Here is an 18,730-nt window from a genome sequence, read left to right on the forward strand (position 1 = left end):
GTCCTCAGCGGTGCGGAGACCGGCGGACGGTCAGGACGGCGACATCGTCGTGTTGGTCGTCGTTGTCGGTGAAGGCGCGGGCGTCTTCGTACAGGGCCTGTGGCAGCTCGGTGGGGGAGAGGCCGAGGTGGCTCGTCAGTCGCTCGTCGACCGGGTAGAACGTACCGTCGGCGGCGCGGGTCTCGGTGAGTCCGTCGGTGGTCAGCAGCAGTGTCGAACCGGCCGGGAACGCGAACCAGTCCACGGTTGCGGGTTCGGCGGCGAGTTCGCCGAGGCCGAGCGGGATGCCGGAGTCAAGCGGAGGAGTGGTGACAACGCCGTCGTGCACCAACCGGGGCTGGATATGGCCACAGTTGACGACCTGAGCCTCGGCACCGCCATCGACGCAGATGACGAGCGCGGTCACGAACCGCTCGTCGTCGCCGGTCTGTTCGGCGTACGAGTTGTGGCGGACGACAGCGGCGTCCAGGATGTCGACGAGCGCGGTGAGCGTGGGCTCGCGATGGGCGGCCTCGCGGAAGGCCCCGATGACGGCGAACGCGGCGCCCACGGCGGCCAGTCCCTTGCCCTGCACGTCTCCGATCAATACCCGGGTCCCCCAGGGCGAGGCCACGACGTCGTAGATGTCGCCGCCGACCAGCCGGTCCTCCTGCACGGGTTCGTAGACGCCGTTGACCAGGATGTCCTCGGTCACGACGGGGAGGGGGTGCAGGATGTGCCGCTGCATGGCCGCGGCGGTGGAGCGCAATCGGAGCATCTCGTGCTCACGCTTGATGCGCCGGTGGCAGGCGTAGACGGAGGCCATTCCCAGGGCGAGGGTGAGCAGCACCAGCAGTACCCGGTCGAGCCACTGGCCGCTGTCACCACCCCGGAGCAGCACGGTGAGGGTGACGACGAGCGTGGTCCACCCCGAGACGAACCTCGTCTGTCGAACGGTGCACAGTGCCGAGGCCGTGCCCGGGAGGAAGACCAGCAGACCGAGGAGCCACACGGCGGATCCGGACAGGAACCCGAGGAGCTCCACCAGGATCGTCACCGACACCACGCCGACGATCATGTCGGGGTTGCCCGGCGGCTCGATGGCCTCAAGGACGTGGGCGGGCCTCTTTCGACGGATACGGGGCATGGGAACTCCTGGGCAGGTGGTGATCTCTCTGTACGTCGTACAGGCGGCAGGCACGCGGGCCCTCCGTGTCGTCAGTCCGGCGGATGGGCTGAGGCGAGCAGGTCGAGTGCGACGTCGAGAGCCGCGGCCCGCTTCTCCTCGGGCGGGCCATCGACGTCGTCCGGGGCGAGCACCGCCGCGTGCAGTGTCAGCACCGCGCCGATGCAGCGGAACTGGTCGGGAAGGCTTGCTTCGCCGTCCCTGAAGAGCGCGACCAGGCGCTTCGTCGTCTCCTGGAACGCCGCGCCCACGGGCAGGTCGCGGACGGCTGCCCGGTTGGCGTAGAAGGCCCGCAGGAGCGGCGCCGTCCGGGCGAGGGCGGTCTCGTACCGGCGCAGTGCCTCCTGTTTGGTCGCCAGGCCGCCAGGCGCGGTCCGGGCCCACTCGATCACCTCGGTGACAGGTCCGATCCACTCCTCGAACAGGGGCGTGAGTATGTCTTCCTTGGCCTTGAAGTGGTAGTAGAGCGCGGCTTTGGTGACTCCCAGCCGCTCGGCGATCTCGCGGAGGGAAGTCCGCTCGTACCCCTGCTCGGTGAAGAGTTCCAGGGCCGCCTGCTGGATGCGTCTGTGCGTGTCGCTCGTTCTCATGTCACCCACCTGGGGATTCGCCGACGTCAGGTTCTGGGGGCATCCCGGCATTACTTGAGATGTCCTGAGGGGAAGGCCGTTCTAGCCTTCGTTCCGGAGGCTTCGGCCGGAGCGAGCGGTCCTCCGGGGCTTGCTCCCCCGGAGGACGCGGTGACGGAGGATCGGTGGCGCGGCCCCTGTGATGCCCACGGGCTGGGTGACGGCGTCCGGCATGTCGAGGTCTCCGGTCTGAACGGGTTCGGCCAATCTTAAATCAACGGGTTGATTTAAAATGTAGCGGAGTGTGGCGCCCCGATCAAGCGGAACGCCGCCCGGCCGCGCAGCTCCCGGGCTGGGCCTGGCTGGTCGACGGGCGTCGCGGTATCGAGCCGGGTGAGGTCACCGTGCTGGCCTGGCTCGCCGCCGTTGCACTGTTCTGTGCGCCGAGGGTGACGGTCGGTTAGGGGCTGTCCTGTACGGCTCTGGCAGACGGACAGGTTCCAGGCCGGCCGGCCGTGCCGGAGGGGTGGGGTGGGCGCGCCACCGGGTGGGCGCGTCCGCTGCGTCCTGTTGTCGTGCCGGTAGAGCGTGCGGCCGTTGATGACCGGTTCCTGTGGCCAGTCCACAACGGGATCTTCCGCTACCTCGGCTTCGACGTGCTGCCGCCGTACGTCGCCTGGATGCCGGGCAGGGTGTCTCCGGAGCAGCGGGCGGCGTACCTGGAGGGCTACGCCGAGCGTCTGCTGACCTTGGAGGACACCGAGACCTTGTTCTTCCACCCCGCCGAGGACTACGGCCCCGACGAGCGGCTCAAGCAGGGAGTCGTGGCCCGCAGCGGCTTCCAGTGGGGGTGATGGTGCGACGTCGGTGCGTCTGCCCATGCGGCGGAATGCTCCCGGATCCGAGCCGGTCGGCGGCCTGACCTTCGCATGCGTCGTGAACCCGCTGACGTCAGATCGGGAACTTGTCCGGGCGTGGGTGCTTCAGCAGGGCGGTGGCCGGGGGCAGCGGATTCGCTCCGGTGGGCGACAGGGCATCGAGAACGAAGGCGACGTAGCGACGCCACCCCTCGGCCCGGGCATCCATGGTCCACAGGACGCTGAAGAGCATGACCATGAACCTGGGCAGGTCTTCGGGGACCAGGTCGGCGCGGACGAGTCCGGCCCGCTGGCTACGGCGGGCCAGTTCGGCCAGTGTCGCGTGGAACTCGGCGGCGACATCCGCGGTGAGTGAGTCGGCCATCCGTGCGGCTGCCAGGGTGTTGTGTTCGCGGGCCGCCAGGGTCAGCGCCGCTTCGATCAACGTGGTGAGGCCGTGCAGCGGGTTGTCGTCCTCGAGTGCCCGTGCCTGGGCGGGAGAGAGGTCCTCGGCGAGGCACTGCTCAAGCGCGGCCCGGGCGAGCACCCCCTTGTCCGGGAACCGGCGATAGAGCGTCGAGATGCCGACGCCGGCGTGGCGCGCGATCTCCTCGAGCGGGGCATCGGCTCCCTGCTCCGCCCAGACCTTCCGTGCGGCGCGCTGGATCCGCTCGGCGTTGCGCGCGGCGTCGGCGCGCAGTTGTCGCGAGGTATCCGTAGTCACCGACCCAGTCTAACAACCGGTAGTGCACTCCCGCTTATGGTTCACTGGTGCAAGTAGTAGTTGGCTTCCAGTTGTGGGAGGAGAGTCGAGTGAAGGTGACAGTCGACACCGGGGAGTGGGTGGCCGCCCGGCACCGCGTGTTGGGCGCCTCGCGGGTCTGCCTGGCCGTGACCGTCCTTCTGGCGGCGGCATGAACCGCGTGGTGGTCGTCGGTGCGTCGGCCGGCGGGCTGGCCACGGCGGAAGCGCTGCGCAGAGCGAAGCACGAGGGCGAGATCACGCTCGTCGGTGACGAGTTGCATCTCCCGTACGACCGGCCGCCACTGTCCAAGCAGCTGCTGTGCGGGCAGTGGGAACCCGACCGGCTCAGCCTGCGATCGACTGCCGACATCGAGGCACTGGGCCTGGAATGGCGCCTTGGTGTGCCTGCGACCGGGCTGGACACGGTGCAGCGCGTGGTGACGCTGGCCGACGGCTCCGAGGTGCCCTACGACGATCTGGTCGTGGCGACCGGTGTTCGCCCCCGCCGCCTGCCGGAAGGCGACAAGCTGGCCGGGGTGCACGTCCTGCGCACCTTGCCGGACGCGTTGGCGCTCAAAGCGGCACTGCGCCCCGGAGGGCGGCTGGTGATCGTCGGCGCCGGGTTCGTCGGCGCGGAGGTGGCCGCCACGGCCCGCGGCCTCGGGGTCGAGGTGACGCTGCTGGAGTCGGCGGCGGTCCCGCTGGCACTGGCCGTCGGCGAGGAAGCCGGACGGTTCCTCACCGGCCTCCACCATGACCAGGGCGTCGAGGTGCGGACGAATGCCGCGGTCGTCGAGCTCCTCGGCGCCGACGGCGTTGTCACCGGCGTACGGCTGGCCGATGGAACCGTCCTCCCGGCCGACGACGTGCTGGTCGCCATCGGCTCGATCCCCAACACCGAGTGGCTCGCCGGCAGCGGGCTCACCGTGGACAACGGGCTGGTGTGTGACGAGTACTGTGCCGCCGCGCCCGGCGTGTACGGGGTCGGGGACGTGGCCCGCTGGTACAACCCGCTCTTCGACACAGTGATGCGTGTCGAGCACCGTACCCATGCCGCCGAGCAGGGCATGGCCGTCGCCCGCAACCTGCTCCACCCGGACGAGAAGCGCCCCTTCTCCCCGGTTCCGTACTTCTGGTCCGACCAGTACGGAACCAAGTTCCAGGCGTACGGAAACCTGCGTGACCACGACGAGGCGGTTGTTCTGGACAGCGACCTAGGGGCCCGGCAGCTCTTTGTCGCCTACCGCAAGGGCGACCAGCTGACCGGCGTACTGGTTGCGGGAAAATCCCCCAAGATCATGCGTGCGTGGCGAGCCCTCATCTCCTGTACCACTCCGTGGACCGACGCGCTGACCGCCCCGATCGCCGCGTGACCAACTAGGACGAGGTTCTCCCCTTGGGCAGAGCAATCTGAGAGTGACCGAGTGGAGCGGTCATCGGTCGGCCGAGGCGTGTGGCCTCGGCCTGCATGCGGCACGCGAGCCGCGTCGAGACGAGGAGAACCCGTGCAGCCGATCAGCCATCTCGCCCAACGTGTCCTCAAGTTGGACCCGCCGCTGACGCGAGACGTGATCGTTCAGCGGGATCTGCGCATGCCGATGCCCGACGACACCGTGCTGCTGGCCGACCGGTGGGCACCGCGGTCCGGCGGCGAGGGCCTGCCGCTCGTACTGGTGCGTTCCCCGTACGGTCGACGTGGGCCGGTCGGCGTGCAACTGGGTCGGGTGCCCGCCGAGCGCGGCTTCCAGGTGCTGATCCAGAGCGTGCGGGGCACCCATGGCTCGGGCGGCGTGTTCGACCCCATGCGCCAGGAACGGGACGACGGCCTGGCCACCCTGGAGTGGGTGGTCGAGCAGCCGTGGTGCGGCGAGTCTGTCGTGCTGGTCGGTGCCAGTTACCTCGGCTATGTGCAGTGGGCCGTGGCCGACCGGTTGCCGCCACAGGTCAAGGCGATGATCCCGAACATGACCGAGTCCGCGCTGACCCTGGAGTTCCTCCGCGCCGACGGCCTGTCCCTGGAGACGCCGTTCACCTGGGGCGTGAACAATGCCCTCCCCGAGCCGACCGGCGTACTGCGCGGGTTGGCCCAGATGCGGAGAAAGCAACGGGCGCTGGACACCCTGCCGTTGAGCGGGGCCGACGTCGCCGCCACCGGGCAGCGCGTCGAGTACATCCAGGACATCCTCACCCACGACGCGGACTCCCCGCGCTGGACCGGGCTCGACCACCGGCACCGGGTGCCCGAGGCGGCCGTGCCGGTGAGTTCGGTCGGCGGCTGGTTCGACATCTTCCTGCCCGGCCAGATCCGCGACTTCCAAGCCCTGCAGGCGGCGGGCCGGCACGCGCGGTTGACGATCGGCCCGTGGACACACGCCAACCTCGACAACACACCGACACGCGAACTGCTCAGCTTCGGACTCGCCCTCGCGCGCGGCGAGCGACCACCGGAGAGGGCTCCCGTGCGCCTCTATGTGATGGGCGAGGAGGCCTGGGGCGACTTCCTGTCCTGGCCACCACCCGGCTACCGGCCCCAGCGCTTCCACCTCCAGCCCGGTGGCGCCCTGTCCACCGGGGCGCCCGCCGATTCGGCGCCCGATCGGTACCTCTACGACCCGACGGATCCCACTCCTGCGGTGGGCGGTGCGCGCGCAGCCGGCGGCGGTCGCAAGGACAACACCAAGTTGGAGACGCGGCCGGACGTCCTCACGTACACCACCACCGTCCTCGACCAGGACGTCGAGGTCGTCGGTGAGGTCAGTGCGGAGATCTGGTTCCGCTCCAGCCGGCCCTTCGCCGACGTGTTCGTGCGACTGTGCGACGTGGATGGCCGCGGCCGCTCGGTCAACGTCTGCGACGGCCTGGTCTCGCTCTCAGGTGCGGACAAACTCTCCCGCGCCACCGTGCGACTGTGGCCGACGGCCTACCGGTTCCGGCGCGGACACCGCATCAGAGTGCAGGTCTCCAGCGGTGCCTTCCCTCGGTACGCCCGCAACCCCGGCACGGGAGTGTCACCTGCCACCGCCACCGCCACCGAACTCCGCACGGCCGACCAGGAGGTGTTTCACGACCCCGCCCGACCGTCGGCCATCATCCTGCCCATGCACGGGGCGCGATAGCGCGGTTGTGGAAGCGAGGGGTGGCGTCGTGACCTCAACGGCCGAGCATCTTCCGGGACACGGTCCACAACCGTTCGGCGGCCCCCGGATCCAGAGCGTGAGCGGCCACGCCCGTCGGCTCCGGGACGTCCTCGACGGTGGCAGGGTCGTGGGGAAGGGCTTCGTCGCAGTCCTGGAAGTAGCGTCCGCCGAGCTCTTCCACCAGGGGGGAGGCGGCAAGGAGCACCGAGGTTGCCGCGCCCTGTTCGGGGGTGCGCCAGGGGAAGCGCTCCATGACCTCCTGGGCGTGTTGGTTCGACTCCAGAATCGCCGCCTGATGGCGTTGGATGCCGGTGCGGATGCCGCCCGGGTGCAGGGCGTTGGCGGTGATGCCGTCGTCGGCCCAGCGCCGGGACGCCTCGACGGCGAAGAGCACGTTGGCGGTCTTGGACTGGCCGTAGGCGAGCCACGGGTCGTACGGGCGGCGGTCGAAGTGGATGTCGTCGAAGTCGACCGGAGTGTGCAGATGGACGAAGGAACTGACGGCGACGATGCGCGCGCCCTCGGCGGCGAGCGCGGTGTGCAGGCCGAGCGCGAGGTGGAGGTGGCCGAGATGGTTGGTGGCGAACTGGTACTCCCACCCCTCCCGGGTACGGCGCAGCTCGGGCACGGCCATGATGCCGGCGTTGTTTACCAGGATGTGCAGCGGGCCGGACCAGCCGGAGGCGAAGGCGGCCACCGACGCCTGGTCTGTCAGGTCCAGGGCGGACACCTCGATCTTGGTGCTGCCGGTGGTGGCGGTGATGTCGGCGGCGGCCAAGTGTCCCGCCTCGGTGTTGCGGACGGCGAGGGTCACTTCGGCGCCGGCCCTGGCCAGGGAGCGGGCGGTTTCGATGCCGATGCCGGAGGAGGCGCCGGTGACCACCGCGCGACGGCCGGTCAGGTCGACGTCGGCCAGGACCTCGTCGGCGGTGGTGTCGCGAGTGAAGGGCGTGGTGAGGCGGGTGCCGTTGGTCATGGTGCTCCTCCGGGAGAGGTGGCTTCGGCAGCACTCTGTGCCTCGGCGGTCCGTCCAGCCAGGACCCCGACAGGGACAGGCTCACCGGCATCCGTCGGCACCCAGGGGCGTCGTGGGGGCGTGACATGAGTCGGAGCAACGAACTGGGCGCCTTTCTGCGGGCCCGTCGTGACCGCATCCCACCCGGGGACGTCGGTCTGGAGGCCCACGGCAGGCGGCGCGTGCCGGGGCTGCGCCGGGAGGAGGTGGCACAGCTGGCCGGGCTCTCCGCGCAGTACTACCTCCGCCTGGAACAAGGCCGCGACCACCACCCGTCCGCCCAGGTCCTGGACGCCTTGGCCCGCGTGCTCGGCCTCGACGCGGAGGCGACCGCCTACCTGCATCGCCTCGCCTCGCCCGAGCGGCCACGCCCCGCTCGCCGTCGCACCGAGCGGGTGCCTGACGGCATACGGCAGTTCGTGCTCTCCCGCACCGACATCCCCGCCATGGTGATGAACCGCTACGAGGACGTCCTCGTCGCCAATCCCCTCGCCACGGCGCTTTCCCCGGCGATCACTCCCGGCGAGAACGCGCTGCGTTCCGTGTTCCTCGACGCGGCGGTGAGGGCGATGTACGACGGAGACGACCAGGACTGGGAGCGCGTCGCGGCCACCATGGTCGCCGGGATCCGCGCGCTGGCCGGTCCCGAGGGCCGGGACAGGCACCTTGCCGAGCTGGTCGGTGAACTGTCCCTGCGCAGCGAGGAGTTCTGCCGCATGTGGGCCCGGCAGGAGGTGGCCCGCTGCGCCAGTGGCAGGGTCGTCCTGACGCACCCGCGGGTCGGCCGGATGGAGTTGAACTACGAGAAGCTCGCCATCACCGGTACCCACGGCCAGCACCTGGCCTTCTTCCATGCCGCCCCGAACGGCGAATCCGCCCAGTCGCTGGCCCGTCTCGCCCAACTCACCGACAGCGACGCGATCGTGGGCCCCACAGCGCCGACAGGCGGCTCACCACACGGCCGGTCGGCCTCGTAGCCGGCGGGCGGGGCACCGCGAGGGCCGCCACCTGGATCCGTTGCCCCTCGGCAACTTCAGAACTTCAGCCACATCCCCCTGGGAGACCCTGTGTTGAATCGCCGCTCGCTTCTGCTCCTCGCGCTCGGTACGACCGTCGCCCTGCCGACGCCCGCTCCCGCCTCGGCGTCGGTGGCCGACCGCACATCGGGCATCACCGGTGTCAGCGTGACGCGCCGGGAATCGTTGGGCACGTTCGGTGGCACGCCGTATGAACGGCTGGCCGGCACCGTTTCCGGATCCGTGTCGGGCGACGAGCCCGTTGCGGGGTTCGACACGGTCGCCGGTGACGGCGTCCATGCCTACACATCCGGCTTCGAGGTGATCCGCCCGGTCGGCGAGGACGCACGTGGCTCGATCGTGGTGGAGGCGGAGAACCGCGGAACCCCGCTGATGCTCCGCGACTTCAACGGCTTCGACGTGCCGGGAGGTGCACCGCAGGACGTGTCGTACACGTCCGGGATGGGTAGCGGTTTCCTGTTCGACGGCACACGTTCCTACGCGCGAGTGCAGTGGCAGACCGGTTACTCGCCGGGCGTCCCGGCAGCCGCGCAGGGCGTCGGCCAGGTGATCGTCCGTGACTTCGGCCGACTGCTGCGCGAGGGCCGGCTCGGCGACGCAGACTCACCGCTGGGCTCCTACCGGTACCTGCTGCTCGTCGGGCTGAGCCAGGCAGCCTGGTTCGTCACCAGCTTCGTCGCCGAGGGATTCAACGACGCGCGCGGACAGGTCTTCCAGGGTGCGTACGCTCAGGACGGCGTCGGCAACCAACTGGCAATCAACGCCGTCGCAGCCGCCGACGGCGAACCGCAGACCGCCTATGTCAGGCCCGACGGAGTCCCCCTCACTCCGCGACAGGTGCTGCGCCGACCCAGGACTGACCCTGTTTTCGTGGATGTGGCCGCATACACCGACTACTACCGGCTTCGGGCCAGTATCTCCCGGCAGGCGTATGCGGTGACCGGCTACCACCGGTACGACTGGCCCGCCGCTCACAGGCCGACGCTGACGCAGGCCCAGGCGGATTCCGCGTTCGCCCAAGGGTGCAACAGCGGCGAGGTCATTCCGCTCAACGCGATCGACAACCGGCCCTACTCGCGGGCGATGCTGGTCGCCCTGGAGCGTCGAGTCGGCGTCGGCGGGCCGGCTCCGATGCCGCCGGAGCGGCTGTTCACGGCCGGGGCGAAGCCCGCCGACCCCGCACTTCTGAACGGGCTGCCCGGTCGCGAGGTGTCGGTGCCCCAGGTCGACGGCGACGGCTTCCCGCTGGGCGGAGTGCGATTCCCCGCGGCCGACCTGCCCCTCGGCTCACCAGCGCCGCCGGCGCTGACGCCTGTGTCCACCGCGAACTCCGCGGCCACCTGCGGGAATTCCGGCGGCTGGCAGCCCTTCACCGGCGACGACCTGCGCGGACGCTACGGCTCACTCGACCGCTATCTCGCCGCTTACGACACTCTGGCGACCAGACTGGTGACACAGCGGCTGCTCCTCGAAGCCGACCGGCGGACCCTCCTCGAGCAGGCGGCCGCCGAGTGGTCCAAGGCACCGGCACAGTCCTGACACCCGGAGTGGGTTCGTGACGACATCGCAGACTCCGGCGGCGATCCGCCCAAGGTCACCGTCGCCGGTCGACGTCTTCCCGCGCGGGAACTTGCTTCACAGAGGGCTTTACACAGTCGGTTTCGGCGGTTTGAGTGTACTGTGCACCGCAACTCGGCAATTGTCAGGTGGAGCACCAAGAATCCCCGGAGGAACTGTGCATGGCCGGTAGGACTGTGCGGGCCGAGCATGTCAGGGCGACCCGGGAGCTCATTATGAGCACCTCGGAGCGCCTCTACGCCGAGCGCGGTGTTTACGCCGTGTCCAACCGGCAGATCAGCGAGGCCGCGGGACAGGGCAACACGGCGGTGGTCGGCTATCACTTCGGCACCAGAGCGGACCTCGTGCGGGCCATCGCACACAAACACACCGAGCAGATCGAGCAGGTGAGCGCACGCCTTCTGGCCGAGGTCGGCGACTCCACCGACCTGCGGGACTGGGTGTCCTGCCTGGTGCGCCCGCTGCCCGAGCATCTGGCGGCCCTGGGCAACCCCACGTGGTACGCGCGGTTCTGCGCCCAGGTGATGGTCGACCCCGTGCTGCACGAGATCGTGGTCGACGAGACCCTCACCCCTCCCGTGCAGCGGCAGATCCTCGACAACCTGCACCGGTGCCTCCCGGACCTGCCTGTCGAGGTGCGCGCGGAGCGGACCGCCATGACCCGGCAGGTAAGCCTGCACATGTGTGCCGAGCGGGAGCGTGCTCTCGCCGACGGAGCGGCCACCCCCAGATCCAGTTGGCGCGGCGCCGCCACCGGCTTGGTCGACGCGATCGTCGGTTTGTGGCAGGCACCTGTCACCCACGTCTCGTAGCGACGGCGTGCGTGCTCCCCGCGCGGCTGTCCGCGACTGGCCGAGTACGCGGCGGCAGAACCCGCGGCAGAAAGTTTCAATCAACCCGTTGACTTAACTTCTGGGCGGGAGTTCACTCGGAAGTGCGGTCGACGGAGACCGGCTCTGAGGGGATTCTCCGTGCGTCGCGTGGTGCCCCCACCTGTCGGCGTCGTTCTCTCCGAGGATCTGCGCCGGCGGGGATGCCGGTCCGCAGGACCCGTGAGGTCTGCGCTTCTGACGAAGCGTCAGCCTGTCGCCAGTCGATTCCCGCCGTTCCGTGAGGCACTGCTTCGCCTCATGGCAGTGAGGAGCCTTCCCATGAAGATATCCATCGAGCAGGACAAGTGCGTTGCGGCCGGACAGTGCGTGGCCAACGCCCCGGACGTGTTCGACCAGCGTGACGAGGACGGTGTCGCCGTGCTGCTCAGCGCCGAACCGCCCGCCGAACTTGCCGACGACGTCCGGTACGCGGCCGCCGTCTGCCCCGCCCTGGCCATCCACATCGAGGAATGACGACCCGGCCCAGACCGAAGGATGGACATGTCCAACGCAGTGACAGGTACCACAAGCGACAGGGCAGCGGAGCTCCCCAATTGGCCGTTGCCCAGGGCGGAAGGCTGCCCGTTCGACCCCCCTCCGGCCCTTCGGTCCCTCACCGGCGGGAAGGGCCTGGCGAGGATACGGATCTGGGACGGCAGCACTCCCTGGATCGTCACCGGCCATGCCGAGCAGCGGGCCCTGCTCAATGATCCCCGAGTCAGTGCCGACGAGCGGCTGCCGGGCTTCCCCCACTGGCACGAAGGCATGGCGGCGGGCGTGGAGCACCGCCCGCGTTCGGTCTTCAACTCGGATGCTCCCGAGCACACCCGGTACCGCCGGATCATGACCAGCCCGTTCACCTTCAAACGTGTCGAGGCGCTGCGCACCGACATCCAGAAGAAAACCGACGACCTCATCGACACGATGCTGTCCGGACCCAAGCCGGCCGACATCGTCGAGGCGCTGGCGTTGCCCCTGCCGACGTTCATGATCAGCGAGATTCTGGGCGTGCCGCACGAGGACCACGAGTTCATCCATCGCAGTGCCTCCGACGGGATCAGGCGCAACGCGACTCCCGAACAGGCCATGGGTGTGTTCCGCGCGTTGAACGACTACCTCGTCGGGCTCATCGAGAAGAAGTCCGCCGAGCCGGCCGACGATGTGCTCTCCGACATCGCGGAACGCGTCAACGCCGGTGAGATCACCCTGCCCGAGGCCTCCATGATGGGCCTGGGGCTGCTCAGCGCCGGGCACGAGACCAGCGCCAACATGATCGGTCTCGCCACGGTCGCGCTGCTGGAGAACCCGGACCAGTTGGCGGTCCTTCGCGACACCGAGGACCCGAAGGTCGTCGCGGGAGCGGTCGAGGAGTTGCTGCGCTACCTGGGCATCATCCACGGCGGCCAGCGCCGGATCGCCACGGAGGACATCGAGATCAACGGCGAGGTCATCCGCGCCGGCGAAGGCATCATCATCGAGCTCCTCAGCGCCAACCGGGACGCGAACACGTTCCCCGAGCCCGACCGGTTGGACCTTCACCGGGAGAACGCCCGCCACCACAACGCGTTCGGCTTCGGCATCCACCAGTGCATCGGCCAGCAACTGGCCCGCGTGGAACTCCAGGTTGTCTACGGCACGCTCTTCCGCCGCGTGCCCACGCTGCGCCTGGCCAAGCCGGTCGATCAGATCGAGTTCAAGCATGACCGGCTCGCGTACGGGGTGTACGAGCTGCCGGTCACCTGGTAGTCGAGCACGCCCTGTAGCCGGGCGCTCGGCCCCTTCGGGCGCCCGGAGGTTCGGATCCACGGCGCGCGCATTCATCAGATCAGGACGAGAGGACATCAAAGACGATGGCCAAAGAACTGTCCGAAAGAGTCGCCGTAGTCACCGGTGCGGCCGGAGGTCTGGGCCGCGCCATCACCGAGAAGCTCTTGGAGGAGGGTGCGCGCGTCGTCATCGCCGACGTCAACCGGGAGTCGGGCGAGTCCCTGGCCGCCGACTTCGGTCCTGACACGCGGTTCCGGCAGACGGACGTGTCGGATCCGCAGCAGGTCGTGGAACTCGTCTCCTTCGCCGTGGAGACGTTCGGCAGCCTCCACATCATGGTCAACAACGCCGGCGTCGCGGGCGCCCACCGCGAGAGCTTCCTGGACGAGGAACTCGCCGACTTCCAGCGCATCATGTCGGTCAACCTGCTCGGCGTCATGGCCGGCACCCAGGCGGCCGCTCGCCACATGGCGGTGAACGGCGGCGGATCCATCGTCAACATCAGCTCCATCGGCGGCGTCATGGGCAACCCCGGCGTGCCGATCTACGCCGCTTCCAAGGCAGGGGTCGTCCACTTCAGCAAGGGCGTCGCCATCGACCTCGCGCAGCACGACATCAGGGTCAACTGCATCGCGCCGGGCGGCATCCCCACGCAGCTGCTGGCCTCGGCCACCGCGTCCGCCGAGATGACCAAGAACATTCGCGCTGTGATGGCGGCCATTCAGCCGCTGAAGCGGGTGGGGGAACCCAGGGACGTGGCGGAAGCCGTCGCCTACCTGGTCAGCGACCGGTCGTCGCACGTCACCGGCACGTTGCTGACAGTCGACGGCGGCACGTCGGCGGGCATGAGGCGCATGAAGCTCTCGAGTTCCGCGACGGCCCAGGCCGACACCGCCGCCTCCTGAAACTCCGGATCTACGTGGAGAATCCCCATGAAAGTGGACGGCACGCTCAACGTGTGGGGCGCCTCGGAGGTCAGGGAAGAGGCCAGGCGTCACGAGAAAGCGGGCTACGCCGGGCTGTGGACCTCCGAGGCCGCCCATGACCCGTTCCTTCCGCTGCTTCTGGCGGCCGAGGACACCGAACGCCTGGAGGTCGGCACGGCCATTGCGGTGGCCTTCGCCCGCTCTCCCATGCAACTCGCGTACACCGCGCACGATCTCCAGAGCTATTCCGACGGGCGCTTCACGCTCGGCCTGGGCAGCCAGATCAAACCGCACATCGAGCGGCGCTTCTCGATGCCGTGGAGCCAGCCGGCCGGCCGCATGCGCGAGTACGTGGCAGCGCTGCACGCGATCTGGTCCGCGTGGAACGACGGAACGAAGCTGGACTTCCGCGGGGACTTCTACACGCACACCCTGATGACCCCGTTCTTCTCGCCACCGCCGACCCCTCTCGGGAAGCCGCCCAAGGTACTCGTGGCGGCCGTCGGTGAGGCCATGACCGCCGTCGCGGGTGAGGTGGCGGACGGCATGCTCGCCCACGCGTTCACCACCGAGCGGTATCTGCGGGAGGTCACCCTGCCGGTGATCGAGCGTGGGCTCGCGAAATCCGCAAGGAGCCGCGGCGACTTCTGTGTCAGTTATCTGCTGCTCACCGCGACCGGACGCACCGAGGAGGAGTTGGCCCACGCCGTGGAACACACACGGCGTCAGATCGCCTTCTACGGCAGCACTCCGGCCTACCGCGGCGTGCTGGACCTGCACGGCTGGGGCGAGCTCGGCGACGAGCTCAACGCGCTGTCGAAGTCCTCCCGCGAGGACAGATGGCAGGTCATGGGCCAACTCGTCGACGACGACGTACTGAACGCCTTCGCGGTGGTGGCGGAACCGGGCGATATCGCCAGCGAGATCCGTCGGCGTTACGGAACTCTCGTGGACAGGGTGTCCTTCTACACCACCTACGAGATCGACCCAGAAGTATGGGCGCCCGTGGTCCAGGAATTGAGCCGCGAGGCTTCGGACAACTGATCGTCAATTCTCCTTCCGCAAATTTAAATCAACCGATTGACACGGTGTCGGGGAAGGTGTTGACTCGAAATGCGAGCAACGCAGCTCGGCACTGAGGAGGTTCGCGATGGACGATCGCGATGCGTCAGAGAATTAGTGCGCGAAGTCATTCCACGGTGAGACCCGTGATGCATGCCGTGGCCCCACGTCCCACTCGATAGGCGACGGCCCTTCCCGGCGATTCTTTTTCGTCTGGCCGAAACAGACACCTGACCTCCGTGCCATGACTTTTCGTCGGCCCGGAATCGACGAATCTCTGCCTACCGGAAATCTCACAGAGCGCTTTCGTGGGCAGTGTCGTCCAGCGTATTTCCGCAACGTCGTACATCCGATCGGAGGACAGTGATGTCCAGCCAAGCAGAGACGCTGTACCCACCCGAGGGGCTTCGCGCGCCGAAGGATCGGCGTGGCCACACGGGCAGTGCCCTGAACCTTCCGCCGGGCACCGAGATCTTCTCCGCCGACGATCACATCTCGCTGGCGGACGACATCTTCTACGAGCGGTTCCCCGAGCGGCTCAAGAACAAAGCGCCGCGCATCTGGTACGAGGACGGCGCGTTCGAGATCGGCGTGGGCGGCAAGTCGTTCCTGCCGAAGGAGTTCAGCCGGGTCCTCATGCAGTACGACCCGCTGACCGGCTCCAACAGTGGCAACATCCAGGGCCGTCTGGACGAACTGCGCTCGGACGGCATCGAGAAGGAACTGGCCTTCCCGAACGCCCTCCTGGCGCTGTTCCACTACCCCGACCCGGAGGTGCGGGAGCTCTGCTTCCGCACCTACAACGAGCACATCGCCGGCCTCCAGGAGCAGTCGAACGGCCGGTTCTACGGCGTCGGTCTCATCAACTGGTGGGACCCCAAGGGCGCCCGCAGGACCCTCGCCGAGCTCAAGAGCCTCGGCATCAGGACCTTCCTGATGCCGCTGTCGCCGGGCAAGGACGTCGAGGGCAACGTCATCGACTACGGCAGCACCGCGATGGACGCCGTCTGGGCAGAGGTCGAGGAGGCGGGGCTCCCCGTGTCCCACCACATCGGTGAGACCGGCCTGAAGTCCCCCTGTGAGTTCAACGCCTACTGCGTCGGCATGGTGAACAACGTCACCGGCTTCCACGAGGTGTGGGGCCGGTATGTCTTCAGCGGCATCCTCGACCGTCACCCGGGGCTCCAGATCGGCTGGTTCGAGGGCGGCGCGAGCTGGGTCGCCTCCGTCCTCCAGGACGCCGAGCACATCCTCGCCTCCTACCGTCACATGCTGAACCGGCCGGTGGAGCACGACGTCCGGCACTACTGGGACAACCACATGTACGCGTCCTTCATGGTCGATCCGCTCGCCATGGAACTGCTCAAGCACATCGGAGTGGACAAGGTCATGTGGGCCGCGGACTACCCGCACAACGAGAGCACCTTCGGCTACTCGGAGAAGTCGATCGCGATGATCGCGGACGCCGTCGGCCCCGAGAACGCCGCCAAGATCGTCAGCGGCAACGTGAAGCGATTCCTCGGCCTGTAGGCCGGTCCGGACCCGCAGAGAAAGCGACGGCGAAGCTCCATGACATCGTGTGGGAGGCGGGAATGACCGTCATCGACATTCCGGACACACCCGATCTGGTCCGTATGCGCCGCGAACGTGGCGCCCGTCTGAAAGCGGCCATGGCGGCTCAGGGCGTCGACGCCCTGATCCTGCTCGGCAACAGTGCCGTGAGCTATGCGACCGGCGCCAGCTGGCCGCTGGGCGACGCCGGCCTGGCCCACGTCGACCGCCCGGTCGCCGTGGTCGTGGCGGACGATGAGTGGCCCCATCTGTTCATGCCGTTCCGCGAAGGGGCCTCCTCCGAGCCGCTGTTGCCGCCCGACCATGTGCATCCGCCGGTCTATCTCGAGTACGACGAAGGAGTGCGCAACTTCGCCGCCGTGATCGCGGACCTGGTGCCGGCCGGCGCGGTGGTGGCGGTCGACGAGCTGACGGGGGCGATGCGCAGGGCCGAGAAGGCGCTGCTCCCGGCCGGATCACCCCGCGACGCCGGATCGGTCCTGGGCGCGGCCAAGCTGATCAAGACTCCCGACGAGCTGTCCACGATCCGCAAGGCCCTGCGGATCACCGAACAGGCCATGGCCGAGGTCACGCAGACGCTGACCCCGGGGATGCGCCAGATCGACCTGTCGGCCCGCTTCCTGCGCAAGGTCTACGAGTACGGCGCCCTGGCCAACGTGCTCGACCCCATCTGGCAGGTGATGCCGCATTCCCGGGCAGAGGGCGTGTGGACCACCCACGGCGACCTCGCCCTCCCGCTGCTGACGACGGAGCGGGAGCTGGCGAAGGGTGATGTGCTCTGGACCGACGTCGGCATCAACTACGCCGGGTACATGTCGGACTTCGGCCGGACCTGGATCGTCGGACAGGATCCCACCCCACGCCAACAGGCGCAGTTCACGAGGTGGTTCGACATCCTGACCGCGACGAAGGAGGTGACGCGGGCCGGGGCCCGCGCAGCCGATCTGACGCGGGCCGCCACCGAGGCCAACGGCGGCTCGAAGCCCTGGCTGCCCCACTTCTACCTGGGACACGGCATGGGCACGGACGCCGCCGAGATGCCGTTGATCGGCACCGACCTCGGCCAGGAGTTCGACGAAAGCGTGGTGCTCGAAGCCGGCATGGTGCTCATTCTCGAGCCGGTGGTCTGGGAGGACGGCACCGGCGGTTACCGCAGCGAGGAGGTCCTTGTGATCGAGGAAGAGGGCTGGACTGCCCTGACCGACTACACCTACGCGCCTTATGGCGACTGAGGTCCTGCCGGACGACCGCGCTCTCCGCAGTGGGCGGCGGGAGCGTGCGCTGGCACAAATGGAAGCCCATGACCTCGATGTCCTCGTCCTCGGGCGAGGCGCCAACGTCCGCTACCTCAGCGGCGCGCGGGGTCTGTCGAACGCGGGGACCCATCCCTTCTTCCCCGCGTGTGTGGTGGTCCGCGCCACCGGGGCCATCCACATGCTCAGCACGTGGGACGAGGGGATCCCCGACGACATTCCGCACGAGCGGCTCTACCCGCTGAGCTGGAACCCGATGAACTACGTCACGGTTCTGCGGGGGATCGAGGGGACCTCGACGGCCCGCCGGGTGGGCACGGACGCCCTGACCCCGAGCATCGCGGAGCTGCTGTCCAAGGTCTTCCCGGTCGCCGAACTGGTCGACGGCGAGCTCGCCCTGCGCGCCGCCCGCCGCATCAAGACGGCCGAAGAGGTGGTGGCTCTCCGCGAAGCCATCGGCGTGGCGGAGGCCGCCCTGGCCAAGGCCGTGACCGAGCTTCGCCCGGGAGTCACCGAGGCCGAGCTGTCCGGCGTACTCCTGGAGGCGGCCGCGGCCGGAGGCGTGGCCACGCCCTCGGCCCAGGAGGTCGCATGGAGGACTTCCCGGGAGCATCACTGGCGGCTGGTGAACGGCGACGGCCGCATCGGCGCGGGCGACCTCGTGGCCTTTACCGCGGGAGTCGTCGCCGGCGGGTACATCGGAGAAGTCGGACGTACCTGGCCGGTCGACGGCGGGGACCTGAGCGCCATCCGCGCCCTGTACGGGCGGTGGGACGCGCTCTGGGCCCTGCTGTCCGACGCCTGCCGTCCGGGTGCCCAGGCCAGTGACCTGCTCGCCGCCTACGACACCGCCGGCGAACCGCTGCCCCCGATGCCGGTGGCACGCGGCCTCGGCCTCGGCTTCGACCCGCCCGTCGTCACGTCGGGCCTGCCGGCCACCGCGGCCGAGGAACGGCTCGAAGTCGGCATGGTGCTGTCCGTGACCGGCTACGTCTGGCAGGAGGGCGTGGGCGCCGTCCTCGGGCGCGAGGCGGTCCTCATCACGGCTGACGGACCCGAGCTGCTCACGTCAAGTCCCCTCTGGAGGCCGTAGCTCCGCCGGTCGGCCAACCCCGAAGGTCAGGGCCGCCCGCTCCGGCCCTGACCGCCCTCCACCCAGACGGGAAAGGACTCCCA

General features: G+C 68.9%; 18 protein-coding genes. 14 read left to right on the forward strand and 4 right to left on the reverse strand.

All coding sequences use genetic code 11. The features are described from left to right. Nucleotides 1–4: 4 nt before the first annotated feature. Complete coding sequence (locus ACFZDJ_RS11700; protein ID WP_391058052.1) at nt 5–1,126, reverse strand: SpoIIE family protein phosphatase; 1,122 nt, start codon at nt 1,124–1,126, stop codon at nt 5–7. A gap of 71 nt (nt 1,127–1,197) precedes the next feature. Continuing rightward, a complete protein-coding gene (locus tag ACFZDJ_RS11705; protein WP_391058054.1) occupies nt 1,198–1,755 on the reverse strand; it encodes a TetR family transcriptional regulator in 558 nt (185 codons plus the stop codon). A gap of 281 nt (nt 1,756–2,036) precedes the next feature. Between ACFZDJ_RS11705 and ACFZDJ_RS11710 the strand changes: the two genes are divergently transcribed. Together ACFZDJ_RS11710 and ACFZDJ_RS11715 are read left to right on the forward strand one after the other, a co-directional pair. Continuing rightward, on the forward strand, nt 2,037–2,198 hold the full coding sequence (locus ACFZDJ_RS11710) for a hypothetical protein (protein ID WP_391058056.1): 162 nt from the start codon (nt 2,037–2,039) through the stop codon (nt 2,196–2,198). A 111-nt stretch (nt 2,199–2,309) separates the two neighbouring features. After that, nucleotides 2,310–2,588 carry a hypothetical protein gene (locus tag ACFZDJ_RS11715; RefSeq protein ID WP_391058059.1) on the forward strand — a complete coding sequence of 93 codons (279 nt, stop codon included), beginning with the start codon at nt 2,310–2,312 and terminating at the stop codon, nt 2,586–2,588. Between the two features lie 97 nt (nt 2,589–2,685). Here ACFZDJ_RS11715 and ACFZDJ_RS11720 read toward each other — a convergent pair whose 3' ends face one another. Then, nucleotides 2,686–3,315, reverse strand: a complete 630-nt coding sequence (locus ACFZDJ_RS11720; RefSeq protein WP_391058062.1) for a TetR family transcriptional regulator — start codon at nt 3,313–3,315, stop codon at nt 2,686–2,688. A 190-nt stretch (nt 3,316–3,505) separates the two neighbouring features. On the opposite strand from ACFZDJ_RS11720, the gene ACFZDJ_RS11725 reads away from it, so the two are divergent. Together ACFZDJ_RS11725 and ACFZDJ_RS11730 are read left to right on the forward strand one after the other, a co-directional pair. Continuing rightward, complete coding sequence (locus ACFZDJ_RS11725; RefSeq protein ID WP_391058064.1) at nt 3,506–4,708, forward strand: FAD-dependent oxidoreductase; 1,203 nt, start codon at nt 3,506–3,508, stop codon at nt 4,706–4,708. A 132-nt stretch (nt 4,709–4,840) separates the two neighbouring features. Continuing rightward, the gene (locus tag ACFZDJ_RS11730; protein WP_391058067.1) at nt 4,841–6,451 is read left to right on the forward strand and encodes a CocE/NonD family hydrolase; all 1,611 of its coding nucleotides are present in this window, start codon (nt 4,841–4,843) and stop codon (nt 6,449–6,451) included. Between the two features lie 34 nt (nt 6,452–6,485). On the opposite strand, the gene ACFZDJ_RS11735 is transcribed toward ACFZDJ_RS11730, so the two are convergent. Beyond that, on the reverse strand, nt 6,486–7,448 hold the full coding sequence (locus ACFZDJ_RS11735) for an SDR family NAD(P)-dependent oxidoreductase (RefSeq protein ID WP_390931065.1): 963 nt from the start codon (nt 7,446–7,448) through the stop codon (nt 6,486–6,488). A gap of 125 nt (nt 7,449–7,573) precedes the next feature. Between ACFZDJ_RS11735 and ACFZDJ_RS11740 the strand changes: the two genes are divergently transcribed. The 10 genes from ACFZDJ_RS11740 to ACFZDJ_RS11785 all read left to right on the forward strand — a co-directional run bounded on the left by ACFZDJ_RS11740 (nt 7,574) and on the right by ACFZDJ_RS11785 (nt 18,647). Continuing rightward, nucleotides 7,574–8,464 carry a helix-turn-helix domain-containing protein gene (locus ACFZDJ_RS11740; RefSeq protein WP_390931067.1) on the forward strand — a complete coding sequence of 297 codons (891 nt, stop codon included), beginning with the start codon at nt 7,574–7,576 and terminating at the stop codon, nt 8,462–8,464. A 90-nt stretch (nt 8,465–8,554) separates the two neighbouring features. Continuing rightward, nucleotides 8,555–10,063, forward strand: a complete 1,509-nt coding sequence (locus ACFZDJ_RS11745) for an alpha/beta hydrolase domain-containing protein (RefSeq protein WP_391058070.1) — start codon at nt 8,555–8,557, stop codon at nt 10,061–10,063. A gap of 200 nt (nt 10,064–10,263) precedes the next feature. After that, nucleotides 10,264–10,914: a TetR family transcriptional regulator gene (locus ACFZDJ_RS11750; RefSeq protein ID WP_391058073.1), complete on the forward strand. Its 651-nt coding sequence runs from the start codon at nt 10,264–10,266 to the stop codon at nt 10,912–10,914. A 339-nt stretch (nt 10,915–11,253) separates the two neighbouring features. Beyond that, complete coding sequence (locus tag ACFZDJ_RS11755; protein WP_390931072.1) at nt 11,254–11,448, forward strand: ferredoxin; 195 nt, start codon at nt 11,254–11,256, stop codon at nt 11,446–11,448. Nucleotides 11,449–11,475: 27 nt separating this feature from the next. Then, nucleotides 11,476–12,720 carry a cytochrome P450 gene (locus ACFZDJ_RS11760; RefSeq protein ID WP_391058076.1) on the forward strand — a complete coding sequence of 415 codons (1,245 nt, stop codon included), beginning with the start codon at nt 11,476–11,478 and terminating at the stop codon, nt 12,718–12,720. Nucleotides 12,721–12,824: 104 nt separating this feature from the next. After that, nucleotides 12,825–13,646, forward strand: coding sequence for a glucose 1-dehydrogenase (locus ACFZDJ_RS11765; RefSeq protein ID WP_390931075.1), 822 nt, complete (start codon nt 12,825–12,827; stop codon nt 13,644–13,646). Nucleotides 13,647–13,673: 27 nt separating this feature from the next. After that, complete coding sequence (locus ACFZDJ_RS11770; RefSeq protein WP_391058079.1) at nt 13,674–14,711, forward strand: TIGR03617 family F420-dependent LLM class oxidoreductase; 1,038 nt, start codon at nt 13,674–13,676, stop codon at nt 14,709–14,711. A 384-nt stretch (nt 14,712–15,095) separates the two neighbouring features. Then, a complete protein-coding gene (locus ACFZDJ_RS11775) occupies nt 15,096–16,259 on the forward strand; it encodes an amidohydrolase family protein (RefSeq protein WP_390931079.1) in 1,164 nt (387 codons plus the stop codon). Between the two features lie 62 nt (nt 16,260–16,321). Next, entirely contained in the window at nt 16,322–17,533 is a 1,212-nt protein-coding gene (locus tag ACFZDJ_RS11780; RefSeq protein WP_390931081.1) for a M24 family metallopeptidase, read from the forward strand. Then, complete coding sequence (locus ACFZDJ_RS11785) at nt 17,523–18,647, forward strand: M24 family metallopeptidase (protein ID WP_390931083.1); 1,125 nt, start codon at nt 17,523–17,525, stop codon at nt 18,645–18,647. The genes ACFZDJ_RS11780 and ACFZDJ_RS11785 overlap by 11 nt, the downstream gene beginning before the upstream one ends. The last annotated feature ends 83 nt before the right edge of the window (nt 18,648–18,730 follow it).

The sequence above is a fragment of the Streptomyces sp. NPDC007896 genome, assembly GCF_042959425.1.
In the GTDB taxonomy this organism is placed as follows: Bacteria; Actinomycetota; Actinomycetes; order Streptomycetales; family Streptomycetaceae; genus Streptomyces.

Coding starts and splice junctions, on each gene's coding strand:
- ACFZDJ_RS11705 (WP_391058054.1), bottom strand. CDS start 1,755: ATGAGAACGAGCGACACGCACAGACGCATCCAGCAGGCGGCCCTGGAA.
- ACFZDJ_RS11780 (WP_390931081.1), top strand. CDS start 16,322: ATGACCGTCATCGACATTCCGGACACACCCGATCTGGTCCGTATGCGC.
- ACFZDJ_RS11775 (WP_390931079.1), top strand. CDS start 15,096: ATGTCCAGCCAAGCAGAGACGCTGTACCCACCCGAGGGGCTTCGCGCG.
- ACFZDJ_RS11765 (WP_390931075.1), top strand. CDS start 12,825: ATGGCCAAAGAACTGTCCGAAAGAGTCGCCGTAGTCACCGGTGCGGCC.
- ACFZDJ_RS11785 (WP_390931083.1), top strand. CDS start 17,523: ATGGCGACTGAGGTCCTGCCGGACGACCGCGCTCTCCGCAGTGGGCGG.
- ACFZDJ_RS11700 (WP_391058052.1), bottom strand. CDS start 1,126: ATGCCCCGTATCCGTCGAAAGAGGCCCGCCCACGTCCTTGAGGCCATC.
- ACFZDJ_RS11770 (WP_391058079.1), top strand. CDS start 13,674: ATGAAAGTGGACGGCACGCTCAACGTGTGGGGCGCCTCGGAGGTCAGG.
- ACFZDJ_RS11740 (WP_390931067.1), top strand. CDS start 7,574: ATGAGTCGGAGCAACGAACTGGGCGCCTTTCTGCGGGCCCGTCGTGAC.
- ACFZDJ_RS11735 (WP_390931065.1), bottom strand. CDS start 7,448: ATGACCAACGGCACCCGCCTCACCACGCCCTTCACTCGCGACACCACC.
- ACFZDJ_RS11725 (WP_391058064.1), top strand. CDS start 3,506: ATGAACCGCGTGGTGGTCGTCGGTGCGTCGGCCGGCGGGCTGGCCACG.
- ACFZDJ_RS11760 (WP_391058076.1), top strand. CDS start 11,476: ATGTCCAACGCAGTGACAGGTACCACAAGCGACAGGGCAGCGGAGCTC.
- ACFZDJ_RS11755 (WP_390931072.1), top strand. CDS start 11,254: ATGAAGATATCCATCGAGCAGGACAAGTGCGTTGCGGCCGGACAGTGC.
- ACFZDJ_RS11750 (WP_391058073.1), top strand. CDS start 10,264: ATGGCCGGTAGGACTGTGCGGGCCGAGCATGTCAGGGCGACCCGGGAG.